The sequence below is a fragment of the Peribacillus sp. FSL K6-1552 genome (assembly GCF_038005205.1).
GTDB classification, from domain to species: Bacteria; Bacillota; Bacilli; order Bacillales; family DSM-1321; genus Peribacillus; species Peribacillus butanolivorans.
Window position 1 is genome coordinate 2,191,092 of sequence record NZ_JBBOST010000001.1, and the last position, 24,006, is coordinate 2,215,097.

Genomic DNA, 24,006 nt, shown 5'->3' on the forward strand with positions numbered 1-24,006 from the left:
ATGGTGAATTCCACAAATGTCAATTATGAATTAATTACTCTAATAGAAACGATTGCTGATAACAAATTTATCCTAGGAGACCGTCTTGTCGAGGTCGGTGTGAGCGGACCTGACTTAGAAGGAACACTTGCAGCGATTGCGATGGCGCAATCAGAGCTTGGACATGCGCGCCTTCTCTATAACTGGGGAGCGAATTTAAAAGGTGGAAAAGGTAACAAAAATGATGTGAAGGAACAAACAGGAAAAGCATTCGATAGCATAGTTAAAATCGAGGAATGGATATCACTTATTGCAGGACTCTACTGTATGAACACAGCGCTTAACATATTGATAACCGCTTTAACCAGTCATCAGAAAAGCAGTGATATAGGGCTGCAATTTAATAAATTAGTAAAAGAACAGGAAGAACATATTTTGTACTCAAAAAGCTGGGCACTCAAGTTGCTAAATGATGGCGGATCTATACCAGCTCGATTCGTCAATGCTTTTAAGCTTTGTGAACAAGAAGTCATTACATGGTTGAAGCAAGTGGAAAACAATATTGTTCTTGTTGAGAGTGATGTTCTTCTTAAAAATAGTAATCTAGCTGATTCATATAAGAATGCATTGATCCCAAGCTTGAGGGATGAGGAAATTGTAAATGCTCAGTGAAAAGGAAAAACCAACTTGTCCATTTTGTGATGGGAAAAATGTTGAGTTATATTCATCCTTCGGCACTGCACAGCTAGTTAGGCAGTACTATTGCCAGAACTGTAAAACTGTATTTGAAAGTATACGTTGGAGTGGAACTGCTGATGCATCTCCTGAGAAAACTCAAGGAATCCAAACAGTCGGTGTAGTTGGTTCGGGGACAATGGGAAGTGGAATTGCCCAGACTTTTTTACAAAGTGGATTATCAGTTACTTTATATGATATAGAAGACGAAATCCTTGAAAGAAACTCTAGAAATATTATTACTAATATCGAAAAAATGAAAGTAAAGGGTAAAATTACCCCAGAGCAGGCAGAGTCAGCGAATCGAAACCTTAAGGTGAGTACAAAACTCACTGATTTATCGGGTTTAGACTTAATTATTGAAGCTGTACCGGAGATTAAATCTTTAAAAATAGAATTATTCTAGAAGTTAGATGCAGTTTCCGACCCTGAAACAATTCTAGCAACCAATACGTCATCTTTTTCAGTTACAGAATTTGCAGCCAATTTAAATCATCCTCAAAGAATGATTGGTATTCATTTTTTTAATCCAGCACCCCTAATGCCACTCATTGAAATTGTAAAAAGTCAATTAACTGATCAAACCACCATCGATAGAACTAGAGACCTTTTCCTCCAAATTAAGAAAAGGCCGGTAATATGTAAAGATACACCAGGCTTTATCGTCAATAGAATTGCCCGTTCTTTTTATAATGAGTCCCTTAGAATTGTCGATGAAGGTCTAGCCACACATGAGAAAGTTGACCGAATCATGAAAAAGGCTGGCGGGTTTAAAATGGGCCCATTTGAATTACAAGATTTAATTGGTATTGATATTAATTACAATACGACGCAATCATTATTTGATAATTTTCAAAATGAGAGTAGATTTAAACCACATTATTTACAAAAAGAAATGATACTAGCTAACAGGCTTGGACGTAAAACAGGAAAGGGGTTTTACAAATATGAGTAGCTTCGAGAAGGTGCTCATTGTTGGCTCTAATCAATTGGCCGCCAGACTTCATAAAATTTTTGAAGGTTCGACAAAAATTAAAACTGCTGATCACTTAGCCGATTGTGAAACAGAATTTTTTGATTTCATTTGGGAAACAGAGCATGGTAATCTAGGAAACAAGAAAAAAACAATTCAGGCACTTGAAAAATTTGTTTTAAATAAACATTCAATTGTTATAACGAGTGTACTTTCTGTTACCTGCACAGAAGTACCTAATTGGACAAATGGACATTTGAAAATTGTAGGATTTGCTTGTTTTTCAGACTTGGATTCTCAAAATCTGGTTGAATTAACTTTGCCGTTAACTGGGGAAACGAACAATTTGGAAGCGGTTACTAAACAACTTGAAAATGTAGAATTAGAAACGGAATTTGTTAAAGACCAAGTAGGACTAGTTTTTCCAAGGGTGCTTTCAATGATTATTAATGAAGCATTTTATGCTTTTACGCAAAAAATAGCTATAAAGGAAGATATCGATATAGCAATGAAGCTTGGAACAAACTATCCCAAAGGGCCGCTAGAGTGGGGAGAGTGTATTGGGCTTGATGAAGTGTATTCTGTCTTACAAGGGTTATACAATAATTTACAGGAAGAACGATATCGGCCAGCTCCATTGTTAAGAAAGTTTGTTATTTCTGGTTGGAACGTCGAGGCATTTGCCCGGTATGAAAATTACAAACAGCAGATTAAGTCATATAACTTGTCACAAATAGAGAATAAAGAACTACCTTTTACCACCTGATAATCAATGAAAATGACAGTGTGTGAGATTTATGGGGCAGATGAAATGGAGTCCTTTGACAGTATGGAATGCTGTGACTGAGATATGAAATCGAATTGGTTTTTGAATCTCCGCGCCAATATATATACAAGATAGTAGGAGGAAAGTTACATGCTGAAAGACTATTACAAACTTTATATAAATGGGGAATGGGTTGAAAGTGAATCAGGAGAGTTTTTTGAAGCATATAATCCAGCAACAGGTGAAGTATTATCAATGGTAGCTAAAGCAAGCAAATCTGATGTAGATACCGCTGTGACTGCAGCAAGAATTGCATTTGAAACAGGGAAATGGAGTCGCTTTTCACATAGTAAACGAGCACAGGTATTAAATAAAATCGCTAGTATCATGCGCGAAAGATTTGATGAACTTGTAAAAGCAGAAATTTTGAACACAGGTAAAAACATTCCTGCGGCTAGAGGTCAAGTTACTCAAGCCATTGAGGATTTCGAGTTTTATGCAGGAGTTGCTTTAACTTCAGGTGGACGCACAAATCCAATGCCGAATAATTTTTTCAACTATACCTTGAAAGAGCCTGTAGGTGTCTGCGGTCAAATTATACCTTGGAATTATCCATTAATGATGGCGGCTTGGAAAATAGCACCAGCACTCGCTGCGGGTTGTACAGTGATTCTTAAACCTGCTAGCTACACGCCAATTACTGCGTACCTGCTTGCTGAAATATGTACAGAAGCGGGAGTTCCTGCGGGAGTTGTGAACGTAATTACTGGAAGCGGTTCGGAAATTGGACCATACATGACAGAGCACGAAGGCATTAATAAAATTGCCTTCACAGGTGAGACGGAAACAGGAAAAGATATCATGTCTAAAGCATCTGGGACATTAAAACGCGTTACTTTAGAATTAGGAGGGAAGTCACCAAGCATCATCTTTGCTGATACAGAAATAGAAGATGCGGTAAATGGATCTTTATACAGTATCTTTTATAATACTGGACAGTCATGTGAAGCTCGCTCTAGAATTTTTGTAGAAGAATCGATTTACGAGGAATTTTTAAATAGATTCGTAGAAAAGACGAAGCAACTAAAAGTCGGTGATCCATTCGACAAAGGAACACATGTAGGGGCAGTCATATCCTCAAGTCATGAAAAAGTAATAGACGACTATGTAAAGCTTGCAGTAGAAGAGGGAGGAACCGTTCTTTGTGGAGGGAGCAGACCTGAAGGTAAGGAGTTTGCAAACGGTTATTGGTATTTACCGACTGTTATTAGTGATGTCACAAATGAAAGCAGAATTGCTCAAGAGGAAGTATTTGGTCCAGTTGTTGTTGTCATGAAATTTACGAATGAAAAAGAAGCAATAGAAATGGCAAACCACTCGATTTACGGTTTAGCATCTGCAGTTTGGACAACAAACCATGCAAAAGCGAATCGGGTAGCAGCAAAAATTAACGCCGGGATTGTGATGATTAACAGCCCGATTTCTGCATTCCCTGGAACTCCATTTGGAGGTTATAAGCAGTCAGGCTTTGGTAGAGAACTATCTCTTGAAACTCTTGATTTATATACTGAAACGAAAAGTGTAGTCTCATATGTAGGTGAAAAGCAGTTAAATATGTTTGGTCTGTAATAGAATAATAGGTGGGAAAATTTTTATCAGAAAATAAAGGATTTTAGAAAAAGGCAGGAAATTTATTAAGGTTATTGGAGGGAAATATGTGTGATAAAAACCGAGCATAAAATTAGAGGTTTGGGCGCGAGGTATAATGCTTCTTATAATTTCTTTCAAAAAAATATAGAAGTAGGCAGAGGTGATAAAGCGGCGATTTATTATGAAGATCGTTTTTACACCTACCAAGAAATCGATACATCTGCTAACCAATTTGGTGCTGCCTTAAAAGAGTTAAACATAGAGATGGAACAGCGCGTTTTACTATTATTACATGACTCTCCAGAATTCATAATGAGTTTCTTTGGTGCAATTAAAGTTGGAGCAATTCCTATTCCTGCCAACACACTTTTACCGTTAAAGGATTATGAGTTTCTATTGAATAATAGTCGTTCAAAAGTGTTGGTTACAACTTGTGAACGCTGGGAAGAATTAAAAGTTATTAAGAACCGTTTACTCTTCTTAAAACATGTAATCCTAGTTGACGAGGAAAATCAACCCTTGAAGGAAGCAGATGAACACTCCTTTCAAAATCTAATAAAGGGCAAAGATAAAGTATTGCCTCCCTGTTATAGCAATATTAATGATCAAGCGTTCTGGCTTTATACATCAGGCAGTACGGGTGAGCCAAAGGGTGTGATTCATCTTCAAACAGATATGGAAGAAGCCTTTAAAAATTACGCCAAAAATATTTTACAGATCACTGAAAATGACATTACTTTTTCTGCTTCAAAGCTTTTCTTTGCCTATGGTTTGGGAAACGGGATGTATTTTCCGCTTGGAGCCGGAGCTACTACTGTTTTAATGCCGGACCGACCAACTGCAGAGAAAGTGTTTGAGACGATTGAAAAGTATCGTCCTACCATCTTTTTTGGGGTTCCTACCTTGTATGGATCTATGCTCAATTACCTTGAGAAGACGAAAAAAAACTATGATCTCTCTTCGATAAGACTTTGCGTATCTGCTGGAGAGGCGTTGCCTGCCTCTTATATAGAACAATGGAAGAATGTTTTTAATTTAGATATTATCGACGGAATAGGCTCAACGGAATCTCTTCATATATATCTGTCTAATCAAGTTAATCAAATTCGGCAAGGGAGCACGGGAAAGATTGTTCCAGGTTATGAAGCTAAAATTGTGAATGAAGATGGTCAGGAAGCAGCAGTGAATGAAGTAGGAGATCTTTTAATTAAGGGTGAAAGTATTGCGGCATCGTATTGGAATCTTAATGAAGAAAATAAAAAGAAATTTATTGGTGATTGGCTTGTGACGGGAGATAAATATTTTAAGGATGAAGATGGTTTTTATTGGTATGCCGGCAGAATTGATGACATGATGAAAGTGAATGGAATCTGGGTATCGCCAATAGAAATTGAAAACGCTCTCTTATCTCATCCTGATATATTAGAAACTGCTGTTGTCGCGGTAAATGACGAAAATAATTTAATTAAACCAAAAGCCTATATTGTATTAAAAGCTGGTGTCGAACCGAAGGAAGAACTGAAACTTGAATTTAAAGGATTTATCAAAAAGGTGTTGGCACCATATAAATATCCCCGTGTCATTGAATTCGTGAATGAGTTGCCAAAAACTACAACTGGAAAAATTCAAAGATTTAAATTAAGAGGCTGAAACAAGTTAATTATCAAAGTGTAAAACCTAAACAGAAAAAAGTAATGATTAACCTTTGATAAAAGCTGGTCAAGTTTGCTCTAGAGTCTGGAGCAACGCAGAAGCGTATCATTGTGTGTTTGATATTCAACCGTAGTTTTCCATTAGCAGAATTATTTTAAACGAATCTAAAGAATCTTAAAATATGGATGGGGGGCGAAGAATAGTGAAAACAAGAGCACTGAGAGATGAATTAATTGAAGTGGCGCAAGGGAAACGCCCCGCTGATATGTTAATTAAAGGCGGAACAGTGATTAATGTGTATTCTGGTGAATTCCTAAAGCAAAATATTGCTTTGTATAAAGATTGCATTGCATATGTCGGGGAAAATGAAGTAACCATAAATGACGACACCACTGTAATTGATGCCAATGGTTTGTACGTGTCTCCAGGATTTATCGAAACTCATGCACATCCATGGGTTGTATACAATCCGGTAAGTGTTACAGAAAAGGTATTGCCGTTGGGAACCACGACGACTGTAAATGATAATTTGTTTTTTTATTTACACATGGGTGCCTTAGGGTTTAAACAACTTGTAGACGATTTAGAGAAATTACCAGGGAACTTTTTTTGGTTGATTAGATTAGTTTCACAGGCCATATTCCCAGGGGAAAGAGAATGGTTCAACCAAAAGGATATTATTGACCTACTTTCGCTAGAAAATGTCCTTGGAACAGCAGAAGTGACGCGCTGGCCGTTATTATACAATGGGGACCCAGTCTTATTAGACATTATAGATGCAGCGAAAAAGATGGGAAAAGTATCTGATGGACATAATGCCGGGTGTTCTTATGAAAAATTAAATTCGATAGCAGCTTCTGGAATTAGTGCCTGTCATGAAGCTATAACAGCGGAAGAGGCTTTGGACCGTTTACGTTTGGGATTGTGGACAGTACTTCGAAATAGTTCGCTGCGTCCAGATTTGTCAAATATAATCAAGCTGATTACAGAGGGAAATGTAAGTACGAGCAGAATCTTAATGACAACAGATGGCCCGCATCCATCTTTTATTGAAAAAGAAGGATTTGTTGATGGACTAGTAAGGCAAGCGGTGGAACTAGGAGTCCCCGTTATGGAAGCAATTCAAATGGTAACCATTAATGCAGCTACATATCTCAAGCAGGACGATTATATTGGGGGAATAGCTCCAGGAAAAAAAGCTGATATTTTATTGTTGCCTGACCTCGACCAGTTCCGTCCGGATTTAGTAATCTCAAACGGAGAAATAGTGGCTGAAAAGGGTAAATTAACCATACAGATGCCTGATATTGATTGGAGTAAATATTTATCTGAAAAACCATTTACATTTTCAAGAGAGATTTTAGAAAACCCAGACTTGTATATTTACCCAGAAACATCTTCAAGCAACTCAGTGCCGGTTATTTTTTTTCGAAGTAATGTAATAACTCAACGAAAAGATTTGGAGCTTCCAACTAGGAATGGATTTGTAGATCTAACAGATCAAGAAGGTCTTATGTATGCAACTCTAATCCATAGAAATGGGGAGTGGGTGACAAAAGGAATATTAGAAAAGTTTGCGATTAATTTGGATGGGATGGCCTCAACCTTTAATACAACTACTGACTTGCTTACCATCGGTAGAAACCCGGAAGCTATGGCTAAAGCTGCTGCACGTGTTTATGAAATGGGTGGTGGTGTGGTAATAGTTGATGGTGAGGAAATCATTCTTGAAATCCCTTTACAGCTAACCGGTATGATGACCACTGATCCCTCCTTTGATAAGGCAGTAGAATTTAATGATAAATTATTATCGGCACTCCAAGCACGAGGATTTCCTTTCCATGACATTTTATATACTTTATTGTTTTTAACTTGTGATTTTCTTCCGGGGCTCCGTTTAGTTCCCTTTGGGTTATACGAAGTAAAAACTGATAAAATCTTGGTACCTTCCATACCCATGACTTACTTATCAAACGAAATTAAAGCTTAAGTTAGACAAGATGATGATTTAAATAGGTTCTTGAGAAGTAAATAAAACTAGTAACTTAATTAAATGAAAGCAGAATTCATTTACCCGTACAAAAGGGCGCCATTGTTAAGTAACGAAAGCCGTATTTCTCAGTGATATCAGTGAGGAATTCGGCTTTTTAATATTGAGGTATTGTTAACGTTATAAATTCTCGTATCAAAGAGTGGAATAAAGCTCAATCTTAGAACTAATTATAAAACTAAAAGAAGAAAAGAGGATAAATGATGATTAACATGCCACATCAAATTATGATAAACGCGCCTGATGAAAAAGTATACGAAGCCATTACCACAACTGAAGGATTTAAGGGGTGGTGGACAACAGATGCTAAAGCTGAACCTCAAGTAGGAAGCATTGCTGAATTTAGCTTTTACAATCGTAAAGCTATTTTCCAAATGCACATTGATCAGCTTGAACCAGGTAAGTTGGTAGTATGGACAGCTCAACATGATATGCCAGGATGGAAAGGTACAAAAATTCGTTTTGATTTGAATGTAAATGAAAACGGAGCGACGGTTGTAAACTTTAATCATTCTGGATGGGAGTCAATGGAAGGACCATATGCGATGATTAATACAACTTGGGGTTCACTTATGTACATTCTTAAGCAATATGTGGAAGGAAAAAAACCAGGTGTGTGGCATCAAGGATAAATAAGATATACAACAGAAAATGTATTTTATAGAAGGACAGCAGAAAACGTAGCAGAAACATATCATATTTCCCGTAAAGCTCATGATGCATTTGCATTGGAAAGCCAAAGGCGGCAAAAAACTGGCGATTGATTCTAGAGATTTCAATTGTTTGTTTTGTGATTATTCTAAATGTCGGCGGTAGTTGAGTAAGTATAACTATACCAATTTCAGGTGCAGCCTCAGAATAAGACTTCTATATTGCCTCATTTATTATTCAAAAGCAATTACAGGTATAATCAGTGCTGCTATAGAATTGTATGCTTTCTAGAAGATTGAAAATCCCATCCTTGCCCAGTTGGATGGGGTTTTTCTACTCTGAATGAGAAAAATATGACTCATAAGAAAAACAAAAATTTGTATAAGGAAAAAAGAAGGATGAAACTCGTGGATTCCGAAAAATCCCACCCTAATCTATTGAGAAATATTCTTAACTCTATTAAAAATTCAAAAATGAATTATTGGTTTTTACATGAATCCTTAAAAGTAAGGCTTTTTAAGAGAATAAAATTCATTAATGAATTGACTCATTTCGTAAAATCAAGCTGTTTACACCTATATATGTCTTGGCATGCAAGTTGCATTGATAAATAAGTATAAATCGAAAATGGAAAAATATGAAGATTTGTTACTAAGAGGAGGGATAAATGGTGCGAAAAACAGTAACTCAACCATGGAAGCAATGGTATGAAGAAAGAATGAAGTTCTTACAGCTACCGGAAATATCCGTCTATACACTACTTGATAAAACAGCCAAAAAGTTTCCTGATCATACAGCCATTATTTTTGAAGACAATTTAATAGACTATAAAAATCTGAAATTGCAGGTAGACAAACTTGCAGGGAAATGGAAAGAGTTGGGTTTCGTGAAAGGAGAACGAATTGGTCTGATGATGGCCAATCATCCTTATTTTATTGTCAGTTATTACGCAGCTCAGGCGCTTGGGCTTATTGTTGTACAGCTGAATCCAATGTATAAACCGAGAGAACTATTGCAAATTTTAATAGACTCAAATGCTAAATATATTGTGTTTGATCAAACTGCTGCGAATACAGTAGAAGAAACGAAAGGGATATATGACTTTGTAGCTTGCATTAATACAGATGTCGAACAAAATGACTCTCATTCTCTTCGTTCAATGATTGAATTTGGAGAAGCAATTAAAAAGCCTGAATGTATAAATCCCTATGAAGATACTGCTGTTATTCAATACACCGGTGGTACCACTGGGAAGATGAAGGGGGTTATGCTTACTCATTATAACTTGACCTCCAACGTTGTACAGAGCTTTGAAATGTACGGGGATTCAATGATACCAGGTGAAGAAATCGTCTTGGCATCGACACCTCTATATCATGTTTATGCAATGACAAGTGCAATGAATCTAGGTATCTATATTGGAGCCTCTATTCTATTATTTCCTAAATTCGAGGTCCAAAATGTACTTGATAACATTAAAAAGTATCGTCCTACTTTTTTTCCAGGAGTTCCAAAGATGTATAACGCTTTTGTCAATCACCCGGAAATCGAAAACTATGGACTGGATTGTTTAAGAAATTGTTCTTGCGGATCAGCTCCACTTCCAGTTGAGGTAATGAAGCGATTTGAGGTGCTGACCGGTGCCAAAATTGGTGAAGGCTTTGGTTTATCAGAAGCTTCTCCATCCACTCACCGTAATCCACCCTTTGGGAAAAGGAAAATAGGAAGCATTGGCATTCCCTTTCCAGGCACAGACTGTTTGATTATTGATGATGATAATAATGAAGTTCCAAACACAGGTGTTGGAGAATTGCTTATAAAAGGCCCGCAAATTATGAAAGGTTACTGGAATAATGAATCTGAAACAAAAAAGGCATTACAAAATGATTGGCTATACACTGGTGATCTCGCTGTGATGGATGAAGAAGGTTATTTCTATATTGTCGGGAGAAAAAAAGAAATGATTATTGTAAGCGGGTTTAATATTTATCCCCAAGAGGTGGAAGGAGTTCTATATGAACATCCGACTATTAAAGAGGCTGCTGTGGTGGGTATACCTCATAAAGAAATAGGTGAGGTAGTAAAAGCATTTATTGTACCGAAAGAAAACGCCTCCATTGATCTTGATGAAATAGAAGGATATTGCTATTCCCAGTTGACCCCCTACAAGGTGCCAAAAGAATTTGAAATTAGAAAAGAACTGCCGCGGAACACAGTCGGAAAACTTTTAAAAAGATTGCTTATTAAAGAAGAACTTGAAAAGGAGGAGAAAAGTGATTAAGGAAGAATGCATAGTTTGAAAGAGTAGCAGAACGGGATCCAACATGCATATTTTGTATACTCCCACGATTTAAAGTCATTTTATAAGGTATTCATTCAGAAAGATAGGGGAAAGAAGACGTTGTCATTGGGAGAACAGATGATGAAAGTAGTTCGTTTAGTATTAATTAAAGAATCAATTATTAGATTAAATTCGAAGTGTGTGAACACACAAAAAGAAAAGAGGAATTCAAATGCGTTGGGTTGTTCTCATTCTATTATTCTTTGGTGCCGTTATTAACTTTGCTGATAAATCAATCATCGGACTTGCAGCTGTACCTATCATGAAAGAATTTGATCTTTCTTATGCTGAGTGGGGACTTGTCGGAAGTAGTTATTATTGGCTATATCCAGTAACAGGTATTTTCGGGGCAGCGTGGGCGGATCGGCTTGGGGCAAAAAAAGTACTTGGATTCATCATGCTGACATGGACGGTTTTGCAATTCGGGGTTTTGGCCATTGCAGCGTTGCCGTTTCTGATTCTCTACAGAATTTTACTAGGTGCATTTGAAGGGCCGTATAGCCCAGTTGCTTACAGTCATGCGGATAAGTGGTTTCCTCCCAAACTAAAAGGGTTTGCTAATTCGGTAGTGGTTGGCGGGGGAACTGTTGGGGCGATGATTGTTGCACCAATCCTCGTTTCTTTAATTACCATTTTCGGATGGAAGGTTGCCTTTGCCGCTCTTGGTGTAGCAAGTCTTGTTTGGTTCTTCCTATTTCAATTTTTAACAAAGGAAAATCCTGTTGAAGTTTATGAAAATGTACAGAAGAAAAAGAAAGAAAAACTAGAGAAAATTAAAGTGAAAGATTTCCTGGTGCTTCTAGCGTCACCTACTGCTTTATTTACTACCCTCGCTTACTTTTCAACCTATATTCTTGTTGTTTGGTTTTCAGTGTGGCTGCCTATTTATTTAGTGGAAGCCGTTAAGATGACACCCGGTCAGATGGGATCGAGTGTGGCAATAATCGGAGTCGTTTCCGTTTGTATTTATATGGGTGTTTCTATGCTGTCTGATTATTTATTTAAGAAAAATCAAAATTGGCGGTCATCAAGAGTATTCGTTGTAGCTGGTGCAATGATCTTGGGTGCAATATTTTTTTCATCAATCATGGTTTTTCAAAATCCAATTTGGGTGATTCTTGCGATGTGTTTAGCAAAGGGCCTTACATATGCCATATTACCAATAGGCCCAACGATTATGATAAATGAGATGCGTGAACGCGGTGGATTGATGACAAGTATTTTAACTTCATCAGGTAACATAGCAGGGATTATTGCTCCTCTTTTAACCGGCTATATCATAGGTTTAGCTGGAGGAAATAAAATATTGGGCTATAACTTATCTATTTTGTTCATGGCCATACTTGTTTTGGCTTTTGGCATACTATTTGCCATATTTGTAAAACCGTCTAAATCAAAAGGGAATAAAGATGAACAGAAAGACTATAATCTTAAATCCTCATAAGCTTGGTCTCAATAGCTGATTATAAAATGATACTAATGAAAATAAATGACAGGTTATTTTTCTTGAAAGCCTTGATATGAAAAGGGTTGAATTACAAAGAAAAAGGAGCGGATGGAGAAATGAATAGAGATGCGGTCATTGTTTCAGCAGTACGAACAGCAATTGGGAAACAAGGAGGCGAACTAGCGTCAGTTCCCACCCACGTATTTGGTGCTGAGGTGATAAAAGAAGCTTTAAAACGAGCGAATGTAAATCCTGAAATGGTCGATGATGTTATTTTGGGGAATGTTTTAAGCGGCGGTGGAAACATCGCCAGGTTAACCGCGCTGCAAACAGGCCTTTCTATTCAGCTGCCCGGCCTGACTATTGACCGTCAGTGCGGATCAGGAATTAATGCTGTCAATCTAGCTGCTCAGGCAATCTGGGCTGGTGATGGAGAAGTTTATATCGCAGGTGGCGTTGAAAGTATGAGCAGGGCGCCTTACTTGATGGATCGTCCAGAAAAAATATATAGTTCAATGCCCCCGAAGTTCAGAAAATCACAGTTGTCTCCAAAAGAAATCGGTGATCCGCCAATGGGAATAACCGCTGAAAACTTAGCTGAAAAATATGAGGTCAGCAGAGAAGAACAAGATGAATTCGCTTTCCAAAGCCAGAAAAAAATGGCCAGAGCAATGGAAGAGGGCCGTTTTAATGAGCAAATTGTTCCAGTGAGCATTCCAGTTAGAAAGGGAGAGCCTATCGAATTCAAGTTTGATGAACATCCACGACCGCATATAACTAAAGAAGGGCTAGCAAAATTATCTCCAGCGTTTTTAGAAGGTGGATCCGTGACCGCTGGCAATAGTTCAGGGTTAAATGATGCCGCATCTGCCCTGGTCATAATGTCTAGGGAGAAAGCAGAAAAATTGGGGACTAAGCCGTTAGCAACAATTAGAGCACATGCTGTTGCAGGTGTAGATCCAAACATTATGGGAATCGGACCTGTTCCCGCTATAAGAAAGGTAATGGAAAAGTCAGGACTTTCGTTAAATGATATGGACATTATTGAAATAAATGAGGCCTTTGCAGCTCAAGTGATTGCTTGTAACCGGGAGCTTGATATGAATCCTGCAAAAGTGAATGTGAATGGCGGGGCCATCGCCCACGGACATCCACTTGGTGCTACAGGTGCAATCCTAATTACGAAAGCGGCCTATGAATTGAAGCGAACTGGCGGAAGATATGCTCTTATTACAGCTTGCATTGGAGGTGGGCAGGGAATTGCTACGATTATTGAAAGTGATTGATGATTTTTTGCTTATCACTATCCAGGAAAAATTCGTATAAAATGTGATTGTTTCGATCTTAATCTTAGTAGTCAGTTAAGTGAGCAAACCTAAGGAGGAGTATGAATTATGACGATTACTTTAAATAAAGAAATGCTGCAAATGAAGAATATGATTCGTAATTTTGTTGAAAAGGAAGTAGAGCCTTACGCACAACAAATTGAAGAAGAAGATGCCATCCCACAGCATTTAGTTGAAAAATCCAAAGAACTCGGTTTATTCGGGATAAGCATTCCTGAACAATACGGTGGAATTGGCTTAAATGCGGTAGAAAAGGCTACCGTTTTAGAGCAGTTAGGAAGAACACATAATGGTTTTGTTTCATTAATTAGTGCTCACACCGGGATTGGAAGCACAGGTCTAGTTAAGCTTGCATCCGAACATTTGAAAAATAAATATTTGCCTGAAATGGCAGCTGGTAACAAAATTGCCGCCTTTGCTCTATCTGAACCCGGAGCAGGATCGGATGCAACAAATTTGGCAACAATCGCAGTGAAAAAGGGAGATTATTGGGTTATGAACGGAACGAAGCATTTCATCACTAATGGGCCGATTGCTGATGTCTATACGGTATTTGCCTTAACCGATAAAGAAAAGGGTGCAAAAGGCGGAATTACTGCATTTTTAATAGAAAGAGATTTTCCTGGCTTAACTGTCGGTAAAAAGGACAAGAAAATGGGATTAAGAGGATCGTATACATCCCAAGTTATTTTCGAAGATTGTATCATTCCTGAAGAAAACGTAATTGGTGAAGTTGGAATGGGGTATATGTCAGCACTTAAAATCTTAGGTGAAGGGCGTGTCGGTCTGGCAGCAAGAGCGGTTGGATCATGCGGTAAATTAATTGAATTATCTGCTAAATATGCGAAAGAGCGTATTCAATTCGGCAAACCAATTGCAGACAACCAGGCAATTCAATGGATGCTTGCAGACATGGCAACGGAAACAGAAGCGGCAAGAGCGTTAACGATGATGGCGGCGCAAAAGATTGATGAAGGGAAAAAGGTGATTAAGGAAGCATCAATGGCAAAACTATTTGCTTCTGACGTTTTTAATCGAGTAGCGGATAAGGCTGTTCAAATTCACGGGGGTATGGGGTATATGGCGGAATATCCAGTTGAGCGTTTTTATCGGGATGCCCGCATTACGAAGATTTATGAAGGAACAAATGAAATTCAACGTTTAATTATTGCTAGGAATATATTGGAAGTGTGCTAAGCGTCTTCTGTCTCGGAAATCATGGACTTAAGCATTAAAGAGTAAGGAGTTAGGGTTCTGCTAAAACGGTAAAAGTATATTACTGAAGCCAGTGAGAAATACGGATGATGCGTAGTGGCAGATAAACCTGTACATATGCACATTAAAATTTCAAGGGGGAGAACGAAATGGGAGAAGATATTGTAATCGTGAGCGCTGTCCGAACACCAATTGGACGATACGGAGGTGCGTTTAAAGAAATTAGTTCGGGTCATTTGGCGAGTATTGCCATCAAAGAAGCGATCAAACGGGCAAATATAGAGGCTGAACAGGTCGATGAAGTTATCTTGGGAGAGGTTAGACAAACGACCGAATCGTCCAATGTCGCGAGAGTGGCAGCACTTCGTTCAGGAATCCCTGATTCTGCACCCGCTTTTACAGTGAATCGATTATGTGCATCAGGAATGCAGGCCATCACTTCAGCTGCACAGCAAATAAGCTCTGGGCAAGCTAATATAGTCGTTGCAGGCGGCACGGAAAATATGAGCCGTTCACCAATTTATTTAAGAAGTGCTCGTTTTGGTGGAGACCGGACTAAACTTGTAGATTCAAATACTGAAGCTGGACAGCAACCTCAAGAAATTTACGGAGAAAACTTAGGAATGGGGATCACAGCTGAAAATGTCGCAATACGATACAAGGTCTCTAGGGAAGAACAAGATGCTTTTTCTGTTGGAAGCCAACGAAGAGCGGCTAAAGCGATGGAAGAAGGAAAGTTTAAGGATGAGATAGTTCCTGTCCAGGTTATTGATAGGAAGAGTACGATTACAATTGAAAAAGATGAATATCCTCGCCCTGACACCACTAGTGAAAAGCTTGCAAACTTAAAGCCGGCATTCAAAGAAAATGGAACGGTTACCGCTGGAAATGCATGTGGTCGAAATGACGGAGCTTCGGCATTGGTATTAATGAAGGCGAGTGAGGCTACACGGTTACAATTAAAACCAATTGCAAAGATTGTAGACTGGGCGACTGCGGGGGTTTCTCCTGAAGTGATGGGTATCGGTCCGGTGCCAGCCGTTGGGAAACTATTGGAACGCACCGGGAAAAAAGTAGAAGAAATTGGCCTTTTCGAATTAAATGAAGCGTTTGCCTCACAGGCATTGGCAGTGATTCGGGAGCTAGGCCTTGATGAAAACAAGGTCAATGTTAATGGAGGCGCTATAGCACTCGGCCATCCAGTTGGATCAACGGGTGCCCGTATCGTGACAACATTAATACATGAAATGATTCGCAGGCAAGAAAGATATGGAATTGCTACCCTTTGTGTAGGCGGCGGCCAAGGAATGGCCATTTTGATCGAAACGATTTAAAGAATGTCCATTAAAGGAGTAGAAACTCATTATGTTTCTTCTCCTTTCGGTACATAAGTTAGAAGGATGTAATAACAAGGGAACTAGAGAGGAGAAGTGACATTTTGCCTGTTAAAGTGGAGGATATTCGCAACCTATTCGAAAGTAGTTCATTCTTTTCACATATAGGGTTTGAAATCGTTCGATTTGAAGAAGGGAATGTTCTTTTAAAGCTTAATATCGAAGAACATTTACTCAATGTAAATGGAACACTGCACGGAGGTATTCATGCTACCATGCTGGATACTATTCTTGGAATGGTGACTCGTACTGTGACTAAATCTAAAGTTGTGACGACAAGCTTAACGGTCCATTATCTAGCCAGTATGTCATCAGGAGAATTATTTGCGGAAGCAAAAGTCCTTCAACAAGGGTACAAAATTGCCTTTACAGAGGGAGAAATTAAAGATTCCAAAGGCAATATTATTGCAAAAGGCACTGGGATATTTAAACTAATTCGTGATAAATGAAAATGGTATGTTCGATTGTCAACGAAATTCAGGTTAAAGTGATAGTCAAGAATCACTAATAAAGGTTTAATAAAGAAGAGCCAAAGAAAGGATTGGTTCTTACATAATTTGCAGAGTTCCACTTTTATTTGTAGAAAAAGTAATAGGAGTGAGGGAATTGATTAGAACTTGGCATGAATTTTATCCGAAAGAGACTCCTTTAGAAATTGAGATCCCATTATTGTCATTATACGATTTATTAGAACATTCGGCTCAACTATACCCAACTAATAAAGCAGTTATAGATGGTGAGAAGGAAATAACTTATTTGGAATTGAAGAATGCATCAGATCGTTTTGCTGCGGATTTATACAATAGGGGGTTTCAAAAGAACAATCGTATAGCACTCATGCTACCAAATTGTCTAGAATATATTATCGCCTATTATGCAATTCATCGTTTGGGTGGTGTGGTTGTTCAGGTAAATCCCTTGTATCAGCCAAATGAATTAGACTATATTTTACGGGATTCCGAAGCCACATGGTTTATTGGGCATGATAAACAAAAGAAAAAGTTAGAGCAAATCGGTTTGACTGACGAGTTTACGATTATTTCAGCTAATAATATGTTGGAAAACAGCTGTTATTCTTGGAGTGTGACAGGAAATAAGGATCTTCCTGAAATGGATATTAATCCTAAAGAAGATCTAGCTGTTCTTCAATATTCTGGAGGAACAACAGGGAAGTCTAAAGGGGTCATGCTCACACATTTTAACTTAATCTCCAATGTCCATCAAGACTTTACATTTACGGCAAATGCCCTTCAACTCAAAAGACCTGGTGAGCGTATGCTTGGATTGACACCATTATTTCACGTTTTTGGTAATGGCCGTTTGAATAGTTCTGTTTATGCTGGATCGACTTATATCACTTTAGAAAAGTTTGAATTAAACAAGGTGGTAGATTTAATTCGGAAACACCGGCCAACCATTTTCCCAGGCGTTCCGACTATGTATATCGCTTTACTAAATCATCCAGATTTGACTGCTGACGATTTAAGTTGCTTTAAATACTGTAGCTGCGGTTCAGCCCCTCTCCCGATAGAAGTCATTAATCAATTTGAAGAAAAATTGGGTATATCGATATCTGAAGGATTCGGTATGTCGGAAACTTCACCTACCACTCATCGGAATCCTGTGATAGGTCAAAGAAAGCCAGGAAGTATTGGAATCCCGTATCCTAATACCGATGCTAAAATTGTGGATATCGATACAGGGATACATGAATTGCCAACTGGTCAGGCTGGTGAACTGATCATTAAAGGCCCGCAGGTGACGAAGGGTTATTGGAAAAATCTTGAGGAAACTGCAACGGCTTTGCGGGACGGTTGGTTATATACTGGGGACATCGCGAGGATGGATGAAGAAGGATATTTCTATATTGTAGGCAGAAAGAAGGATATGATTATTGCTAGCGGCTACAATATTTACCCAATTGAAGTGGAAGATATCATCTATCAGCACCCGAGCGTAGAGGAAGCATGTGTTTTTGGAGTACCAGATAAATATCGAGGGGAAACAGTCAAAGCGGCTATTGTCCTAAAGAAAGGGATGTGTGTAACGGAGCAGGAAATCATGGATTTCTGCTATAAACGTTTGGCCAGATATAAGGTGCCGCGTAGATTTGAGTTCAGGGAACAATTGCCGAAATCTACCGTAGGGAAAATATTGCGGCGAATATTATTGGAAGAAGAAATGGTGAAGCAAACTACAATAACTAAAGGTGAAAGGTAAGCGTACTTGTTATTAAAAAACTTTGGGTCTGTAATAAGTGATTCAGAGCTTACTATTCATATAAACATCAAGAAAGAACCCTAAATAAGGGGAATGTTAAAAAGGTTAACCTTATTTAGGGTTTTCTATCGTTTTTTAATAACTACCAATCTATTTTCCTTTTAGAGAAATCGTAAACGAAGTCCCCTTAACTAATAATTCATGAGAAACACCATCTGCTATATCATCTGTAGTAAATGAAAAGGAAGTGAGCTCATCAATGTTTTCTTCTGAATCAATTAATAAACTAATTATGCCTTTTCTTGTTTCCCCTGGTTGGTAATCTGAGCGACTGACTTTTTTTGTCCCAATTAAAGTATCCCCGGAGTGGATGAAATTTTTAGACGGCACATTATATGTAAGTTCATTATTAAATGTAACATTTTCCATGCTGAAAAATTGGAGCTCTTTGGAGTCTTTATTTTTCACAGAATACGTTATTTCAAGATAAGAAACCTCTTTGCCTATATCCGTTTTAGACCACGCAACCTGTTGATCGATTTCCTCCATGCTTAAATTTTCTTTATAGTATATTGAATAAGCTTCTTCAAAACTTAATCCCGTATAGGACTTGAGCTCTTCTTTTGCCTCTTCTTCGAGGGAAGATAATTGAATCCTGCGGATATCCTTGATTGTGATGACCATAGGTGCTAATTCAAACGACTTATTTATTGACTTTGACTCTAGTAAAGTGAAAGTTCCCCAATTTTTTTGATGGACCTTATCGCCAACTTTATCGAGATGGCTCCCACCATATTCCTGCACCTCAGGAAAATTGACTTCCTTAGCTTCTATATTTTTCCGTTTTCCCGATTTATTTTGGTTGTCGAAATAATAGAAGGTTAATACACTTACTAAAATAAGTATAAATCCTGCAATTGTTGATATGACCCATCTTTTACGGATATCTCATCCCTCCTTGACTTAAACCATTGATGTAACAAACTATAATATATCATTTTTTCGCCAATGGTGGGATTAAGCACCTGAAAGTGACAGGTTAGTTTAATATGAGTTTATATTATGTGTTAAAATTTGGATAGTAAAAAAGTCACAGAATAATTAAGAAGGGTTGTCTATGTAAGGGTTGGAGGTATTTGACTTTTTAATCTGATGAATTGAGTTTAGCAGGAGACGCTACATCCTTCTACTTGTTTCTTATAATTTTAGGATTGAGCATAATCAACTCGTTTATTTTTAAAAAAATAAAAACAGTAACGCTAATGTGAGATAGGTAATGAGAGAATTACATAGCAATAATAAAGAGTTTTTTTCTTAAAGTAACGGGTGCTTTATTTCAATAAGGGAGTTGCTTTGGTATCTCTTTTTCCTATGGAAATAACGCACCCGTTTGATCAATAAGGTTAAAATAAAGTAAAGTGAAATTTTGGTAAAATAATCTCTTTCTACTTTGGACTTTTGTTTAGGTAAATCCCATGAGGTCTTTCACATGATGTGCATTTTCTTTAGACGTCAGCATTTCCAGCAATAGAAATGCCACATCAAAAGCAGTACCTGGATTTGAAGATGTAATAATATTGTCGTCAAGAACAATTCTCTCATTTTGTATGTTTGTGCAGAAATGCTTTAACTGCTCTTTTCTTTTGCTCGTTGGATGATCGTAGGTTGTAGCTTTTCTATCAATGAGAATGCCACTTTTACCAAGTGCTAGCGATGCAACACAAATGCTAGCAATAGGTTTTTGTCTAGAGTGAAAATGCCGGATAACGTTTAAAAATGACTCATTGAATGCGTCTTCATAAAAGCCGGCCTCTTCAAATCCACCAGGAATAGCCAGTGCATCGAAATCATCTAATTGAATGTCATCAACTGTTTTTTCGGGTACGACGGTGAAATTCCATGTGCAAGTTAACTTGTCCCGAAGACCGACTGTCACAACCTCAGTCGAACCGTCCCCTTCCCATTTATTCCAACCAAGCACATCTGTAAATACGCTAGCCTCCACAGCTTCAAAGCCATCAGCTAATAACAATAATATTTTTTTCATCCTATATCTCCTCCAATGTCTTTATTATATGAGCATACAGAGTTATATTACATAAGTTCAAAAAGGATATTAGTTTATTTTCATTTAAATAATAAAGAATTTAGTTTATTCTATTTAATAAAAAAAGGTGAGGGGAAATATGGATCAAATAGATAAAAAAATAGTGAGGGAATTGCAATTAAATGCCAAAATTTCTATGAAGGAATTAGCAGAAGTCGTTCATTTATCTTCTCCGGCAGTTACAGAGCGTGTTCGAAAGCTAGAAGAGCAGCAAATTATTGAAGGTTATCATGCACATGTCGCATTGAAAAAAATGAATCGACCAATGTGTGCTATTATATTGTTCGAGTCGAAGGAATGTAAAGCATTAGCGAACTTTTGTCATAACCATCCGGATGTACTTGAGTGTTATCGAGTAGCAGGAGAAATTAGCTATATTATCAAAATAGCAACACATTCTGTCGAGAGTTTAGAACAATTTATCGATGCGTCAATGCAATATGGTACACCTTCAACAAACATTGTGTTATCTTCCCATAAAAAAAAGATAATTGATCCTTTTTTAGCGGAAGAACAATAGTTTGAGCTATGTTGTCATGAGTAAAGAATATATTGAACAAAGCAATTATTTTTGATATGGACAGACGATTATTCAAACAAGTTTAATTAAAGAACTAGCATTGGAAGGGTCAAATAAAAGGCCACTTATTCAAAATGTATCTATATTCTAATGGAGATTTCATGTGAAGGAACCATTAAGATAGTTTTTCATTACATGTAGGATTTTGAGGACTAAAATTTGAAAGTAATCCTATAAAGGGTGGTGGAATATTATTTGAAAAATCGAATGGTAATAATTATTTTCCCGAACAAGTAAAGAATCCTAATACTTCGTAGGCGTAAGTCTTCAACTAAAGAGGGTTATACTTCAATAAGGGAGTTGCTTCAGCAGCTCTTTTTCTTATGAGTTAACGGTGGAGGTTGAATAAATTGTTAAAATTTATAAATATTATAATGTATAATTAAAAGGAAAAAAATTGAAGCTTATAAAAAGTAAAAAACAATAAGGGGGTATTGTTAATGAAGAAATTGGTATCGTGGTGGTAGCTCTTCTCATTTCAGTGTTTTTAAGCGATTTCACTTTATTGAATAAAATTACTGGGGTTGTTGCAATAATCTCATTGGTATTATGTGCTTTGTTTTCTGGAGCTTTCGTGGATGGGGATAGGCTGTGAAGAAATTTACAATCAGAATCAAAAGAAGATAGAAGACAAAGATTTTCACAAACTAATACAATTTTATTGATTGGGCTATTCAATATATGAATCGCATCGGTTAGTTATTTTTTAATGCGATAAAAGGAAAAAAGAGTTATATGCACTTCCTCCATTACAAGTTAGGCAGGTGGTTTCTGAATAAGGGGAATTGCCGTTAATTCTTGCATGGCACGTTCCGCCAAGCTTTTAAGCATATCTGCTTCTTCATTATATATCTGACATACCGGCTATACCTCCCGCATTTTACTCAGATGGAGAGTATATCCAGTTTTTTGAAATTTGAATTGGTATGATGGAAGATTGGTAGTTTATTCTTTCATTTTAGTTTCCTGTCTAAAACGTAGTTGTCTTTGATAATAAAAGAAAACGCTTTCAATTGATGCTAATTTTTTGTATAGTTGAATTAGGAGGTGCTTTATGGAGGAAGAAAAAAGTTCTCTTTACGATAGACTACCTTTAGATTTATTGGCCGGATTCTTTTATGAAATAAATAAGAACATAGAAAAAGGAATCTTATCTAATGCTATGTATCATGAAATTAGATTGATTGAACAATCAGCCTTAAAAAGAGGTATCTCACTTGAATATTCACATGATAAGGCTTATTAATAAAGAATAAAATTTTAACTCCTAGCATGTATTATGCTAGGAGTTAATTTTATTTTTGAACATTAATGTATAGTACAATCAGAGTGAAATCAGGAAAAGGCGGATTTGCCCTTGATAATGCTTGTTTCGAATCTTGCTTTTCGCATCTCAAAACAGAGACAGCGCATTTTTCTTCATATCAAACAGAAGAAGATCTCGTGAAAGCCATTGGGGAATACAGCTGGTTTTACCACCACGAACGTTTCTAGGAAAAATTACACGTTTTTGAACACATTTTCTAAAAGTGGATGTTCCAAAAGTATAACTTTTGGGGCATCTCTTTTTATTATAGTTAGGTTCATCTAAAGATTATCAAATAAGGGTTGTGTAGACTTTTACAAGTTTTTATTGACAATGATAATCATTCTCTTTATATTATTGATTATCATTCATAATTTCATACTACTTTTGGAAAGAAGGCATTTCTATGAAAACACGTAGAATCATCGCAAAAATTCATTTATGGCTTAGTATGCTAGCAGGGGTTTTTATAGTACTGATTGGCTTAACAGGAAGTTTGCTTGTCTTTGAACCTGAACTAAATAGCATGCTGCATCCTAATTTGTATAAGGTAACAGAAGGAAAAAAAGTTACGTACCAGCAAGCCTTGCAGGTTGTATCAGAATCACATCCAAAAGGCCAAATTGACCGTGTATACACTCCAAGTGAACCTAACGCTCGAGGAGTTTACCTATTCCGCCTTAAAGAAGGAGAAGAACAAAAAAACATATTTGTCGATCCAGGAACAGGATACATAAACGGAACATTAGGGGATAAAGCATTTTTTAATCTAATAGCGGAGTTTCACGAAAAGCTGCTGTTAAAAGATTTCAATGGTGAGAAAATCATCGGTACGATTGGATTTATTTTCTTTTTTATTACATTATCAGGATTTTATTTATGGTGGCCGGGGATTAAAAAATGGGCGCGTGGGTTTATTTTAAGACGTAATGCTAACCCTTATGTACGGCAATATGATCTACATAAAGTCATTGGTGGAGTTTCCATTCCGTTTTTATTGGTTGTTTCGTTAACAGGAGCACTTTTTGTGTATGATGAAATGATTTTTGGTTGGTTTGGAGCAAAAGCAAAGGTGATGCCTCCAGAAGAGCAGCTTATCTCAAAAACCCTTCCCACTGGAAAGCTTCCACTTGATGAATTGTTAAGTAGGGCTGAAAAAGCAGTACCTCAGGGAACACTTATGCAAGTTAGAATGCCCGATAAGGTGGAAAGAGGAACTCCAGAAGGCGCAGTGGAATTTCGTCTCAGCGGTTCATACGATCCAGGGAATGGAAATGTAAAAGTATGGTTAGATCAGTATAGCGGAAAAGTAGTGGGCAAGCTAGATCCTCGTGTTAACAGTGGGCTTATGTATCAAACTTGGCACCTTCCATTACATACCGGTAGTTTTGGTGGCTTATTTACAAAAATTTTGTATGCTATCGGTGGTCTTACTCCATCTATACTGATGTTCACTGGTGTCTATATGTGGTGGTATAAGAAAAAGAACAAGAACAAACGGAAACAGAAAATCGACTCGAGAGCCGTAGCATAAACTCACTGCGATGTGAAATCCCTAGTTATCTTATCGCTTATATCCCTGTCAAGTAAATT

At 37.4% G+C, this 24,006-nt stretch carries 20 protein-coding genes and 1 pseudogene; 19 read left to right on the forward strand and 2 right to left on the reverse strand.

The features are described from left to right. From NST21_RS10680 to NST21_RS10755, 15 genes and pseudogenes are all read left to right on the forward strand, one after another. Positions 1–651 (forward strand): Phenylacetic acid catabolic protein, encoded by a 651-nt coding sequence (locus NST21_RS10680; protein WP_057217664.1) that lies wholly within the window; start codon positions 1–3, stop codon positions 649–651. Then, positions 641–1,669, forward strand: a pseudogene (locus tag NST21_RS10685) (3-hydroxyacyl-CoA dehydrogenase family protein). The gene NST21_RS10680 and the pseudogene NST21_RS10685 overlap by 11 nt, the downstream one beginning before the upstream one ends. Next, positions 1,662–2,453 (forward strand): 3-hydroxyacyl-CoA dehydrogenase family protein, encoded by a 792-nt coding sequence (locus NST21_RS10695; protein WP_340889057.1) that lies wholly within the window; start codon positions 1,662–1,664, stop codon positions 2,451–2,453. Before NST21_RS10685 ends, NST21_RS10695 begins: the two are co-directional and overlap by 8 nt. A gap of 150 nt (positions 2,454–2,603) precedes the next feature. After that, entirely contained in the window at positions 2,604–4,082 is a 1,479-nt protein-coding gene (locus NST21_RS10700) for an aldehyde dehydrogenase family protein (protein ID WP_340889059.1), read from the forward strand. Between the two features lie 90 nt (positions 4,083–4,172). Further along, positions 4,173–5,753, forward strand: a complete 1,581-nt coding sequence (locus NST21_RS10705; protein ID WP_340889060.1) for a benzoate-CoA ligase family protein — start codon at positions 4,173–4,175, stop codon at positions 5,751–5,753. Between the two features lie 202 nt (positions 5,754–5,955). Beyond that, entirely contained in the window at positions 5,956–7,746 is a 1,791-nt protein-coding gene (locus NST21_RS10710) for an adenine deaminase C-terminal domain-containing protein (RefSeq protein WP_340892497.1), read from the forward strand. A gap of 263 nt (positions 7,747–8,009) precedes the next feature. Then, on the forward strand, positions 8,010–8,438 hold the full coding sequence (locus NST21_RS10715; RefSeq protein WP_340889061.1) for an SRPBCC family protein: 429 nt from the start codon (positions 8,010–8,012) through the stop codon (positions 8,436–8,438). Beyond that, the gene (locus NST21_RS10720) at positions 8,439–8,570 is read left to right on the forward strand and encodes a thiolase family protein (RefSeq protein WP_340892498.1); all 132 of its coding nucleotides are present in this window, start codon (positions 8,439–8,441) and stop codon (positions 8,568–8,570) included. A 554-nt stretch (positions 8,571–9,124) separates the two neighbouring features. Next, positions 9,125–10,738 (forward strand): long-chain-fatty-acid--CoA ligase, encoded by a 1,614-nt coding sequence (locus NST21_RS10725; RefSeq protein ID WP_445670502.1) that lies wholly within the window; start codon positions 9,125–9,127, stop codon positions 10,736–10,738. A 232-nt stretch (positions 10,739–10,970) separates the two neighbouring features. Beyond that, positions 10,971–12,242: an MFS transporter gene (locus NST21_RS10730; RefSeq protein WP_056523475.1), complete on the forward strand. Its 1,272-nt coding sequence runs from the start codon at positions 10,971–10,973 to the stop codon at positions 12,240–12,242. A gap of 119 nt (positions 12,243–12,361) precedes the next feature. Next, positions 12,362–13,531 carry a thiolase family protein gene (locus tag NST21_RS10735; RefSeq protein ID WP_340889065.1) on the forward strand — a complete coding sequence of 390 codons (1,170 nt, stop codon included), beginning with the start codon at positions 12,362–12,364 and terminating at the stop codon, positions 13,529–13,531. Between the two features lie 108 nt (positions 13,532–13,639). Then, complete coding sequence (locus NST21_RS10740) at positions 13,640–14,788, forward strand: acyl-CoA dehydrogenase family protein (RefSeq protein ID WP_056523471.1); 1,149 nt, start codon at positions 13,640–13,642, stop codon at positions 14,786–14,788. A 167-nt stretch (positions 14,789–14,955) separates the two neighbouring features. Beyond that, a complete protein-coding gene (locus NST21_RS10745; protein WP_340889066.1) occupies positions 14,956–16,140 on the forward strand; it encodes a thiolase family protein in 1,185 nt (394 codons plus the stop codon). Between the two features lie 104 nt (positions 16,141–16,244). Continuing rightward, complete coding sequence (locus tag NST21_RS10750; RefSeq protein ID WP_053345543.1) at positions 16,245–16,649, forward strand: PaaI family thioesterase; 405 nt, start codon at positions 16,245–16,247, stop codon at positions 16,647–16,649. 148 nt (positions 16,650–16,797) lie between these two features. Continuing rightward, positions 16,798–18,420: a long-chain-fatty-acid--CoA ligase gene (locus NST21_RS10755; protein ID WP_340889067.1), complete on the forward strand. Its 1,623-nt coding sequence runs from the start codon at positions 16,798–16,800 to the stop codon at positions 18,418–18,420. A 150-nt stretch (positions 18,421–18,570) separates the two neighbouring features. Here the strand turns inward: NST21_RS10755 and NST21_RS10760 are convergent, their stop codons facing one another. Continuing rightward, positions 18,571–19,224 carry a hypothetical protein gene (locus tag NST21_RS10760; RefSeq protein ID WP_340889068.1) on the reverse strand — a complete coding sequence of 218 codons (654 nt, stop codon included), beginning with the start codon at positions 19,222–19,224 and terminating at the stop codon, positions 18,571–18,573. 658 nt (positions 19,225–19,882) lie between these two features. Next, the gene (locus tag NST21_RS10765; protein WP_057217645.1) at positions 19,883–20,467 is read right to left on the reverse strand and encodes a DJ-1/PfpI family protein; all 585 of its coding nucleotides are present in this window, start codon (positions 20,465–20,467) and stop codon (positions 19,883–19,885) included. A 139-nt stretch (positions 20,468–20,606) separates the two neighbouring features. On the opposite strand from NST21_RS10765, the gene NST21_RS10770 reads away from it, so the two are divergent. The 4 genes from NST21_RS10770 (at position 20,607) to NST21_RS10780 (ending at position 23,947) form a co-directional block, all read left to right on the forward strand. Further along, positions 20,607–21,047, forward strand: coding sequence for an Lrp/AsnC family transcriptional regulator (locus NST21_RS10770; RefSeq protein WP_056523462.1), 441 nt, complete (start codon positions 20,607–20,609; stop codon positions 21,045–21,047). A gap of 541 nt (positions 21,048–21,588) precedes the next feature. Further along, entirely contained in the window at positions 21,589–21,702 is a 114-nt protein-coding gene (locus tag NST21_RS28790; RefSeq protein ID WP_387512699.1) for a DUF5316 family protein, read from the forward strand. A 459-nt stretch (positions 21,703–22,161) separates the two neighbouring features. Then, positions 22,162–22,353, forward strand: coding sequence for a hypothetical protein (locus tag NST21_RS10775; RefSeq protein ID WP_056523459.1), 192 nt, complete (start codon positions 22,162–22,164; stop codon positions 22,351–22,353). Between the two features lie 466 nt (positions 22,354–22,819). Then, a complete protein-coding gene (locus NST21_RS10780) occupies positions 22,820–23,947 on the forward strand; it encodes a PepSY-associated TM helix domain-containing protein (protein WP_340889070.1) in 1,128 nt (375 codons plus the stop codon). Positions 23,948–24,006: the final 59 nt, after the last annotated feature.

Bases quoted from the DNA above. Each gene is read 5' to 3' on its own strand.
- NST21_RS10715 (WP_340889061.1), top strand. From the start codon at position 8,010: ATGATTAACATGCCACATCAAATTATGATAAACGCGCCTGATGAAAAA.
- NST21_RS10745 (WP_340889066.1), top strand. From the start codon at position 14,956: ATGGGAGAAGATATTGTAATCGTGAGCGCTGTCCGAACACCAATTGGA.
- NST21_RS10735 (WP_340889065.1), top strand. From the start codon at position 12,362: ATGAATAGAGATGCGGTCATTGTTTCAGCAGTACGAACAGCAATTGGG.
- NST21_RS10780 (WP_340889070.1), top strand. From the start codon at position 22,820: ATGAAAACACGTAGAATCATCGCAAAAATTCATTTATGGCTTAGTATG.
- NST21_RS10765 (WP_057217645.1), bottom strand. From the start codon at position 20,467: ATGAAAAAAATATTATTGTTATTAGCTGATGGCTTTGAAGCTGTGGAG.
- NST21_RS10740 (WP_056523471.1), top strand. From the start codon at position 13,640: ATGACGATTACTTTAAATAAAGAAATGCTGCAAATGAAGAATATGATT.
- NST21_RS10700 (WP_340889059.1), top strand. From the start codon at position 2,604: ATGCTGAAAGACTATTACAAACTTTATATAAATGGGGAATGGGTTGAA.
- NST21_RS10680 (WP_057217664.1), top strand. From the start codon at position 1: ATGGTGAATTCCACAAATGTCAATTATGAATTAATTACTCTAATAGAA.
- NST21_RS10695 (WP_340889057.1), top strand. From the start codon at position 1,662: ATGAGTAGCTTCGAGAAGGTGCTCATTGTTGGCTCTAATCAATTGGCC.
- NST21_RS10725 (WP_445670502.1), top strand. From the start codon at position 9,125: ATGGTGCGAAAAACAGTAACTCAACCATGGAAGCAATGGTATGAAGAA.
- NST21_RS10770 (WP_056523462.1), top strand. From the start codon at position 20,607: ATGGATCAAATAGATAAAAAAATAGTGAGGGAATTGCAATTAAATGCC.
- NST21_RS10775 (WP_056523459.1), top strand. From the start codon at position 22,162: ATGGAGGAAGAAAAAAGTTCTCTTTACGATAGACTACCTTTAGATTTA.
- NST21_RS10730 (WP_056523475.1), top strand. From the start codon at position 10,971: ATGCGTTGGGTTGTTCTCATTCTATTATTCTTTGGTGCCGTTATTAAC.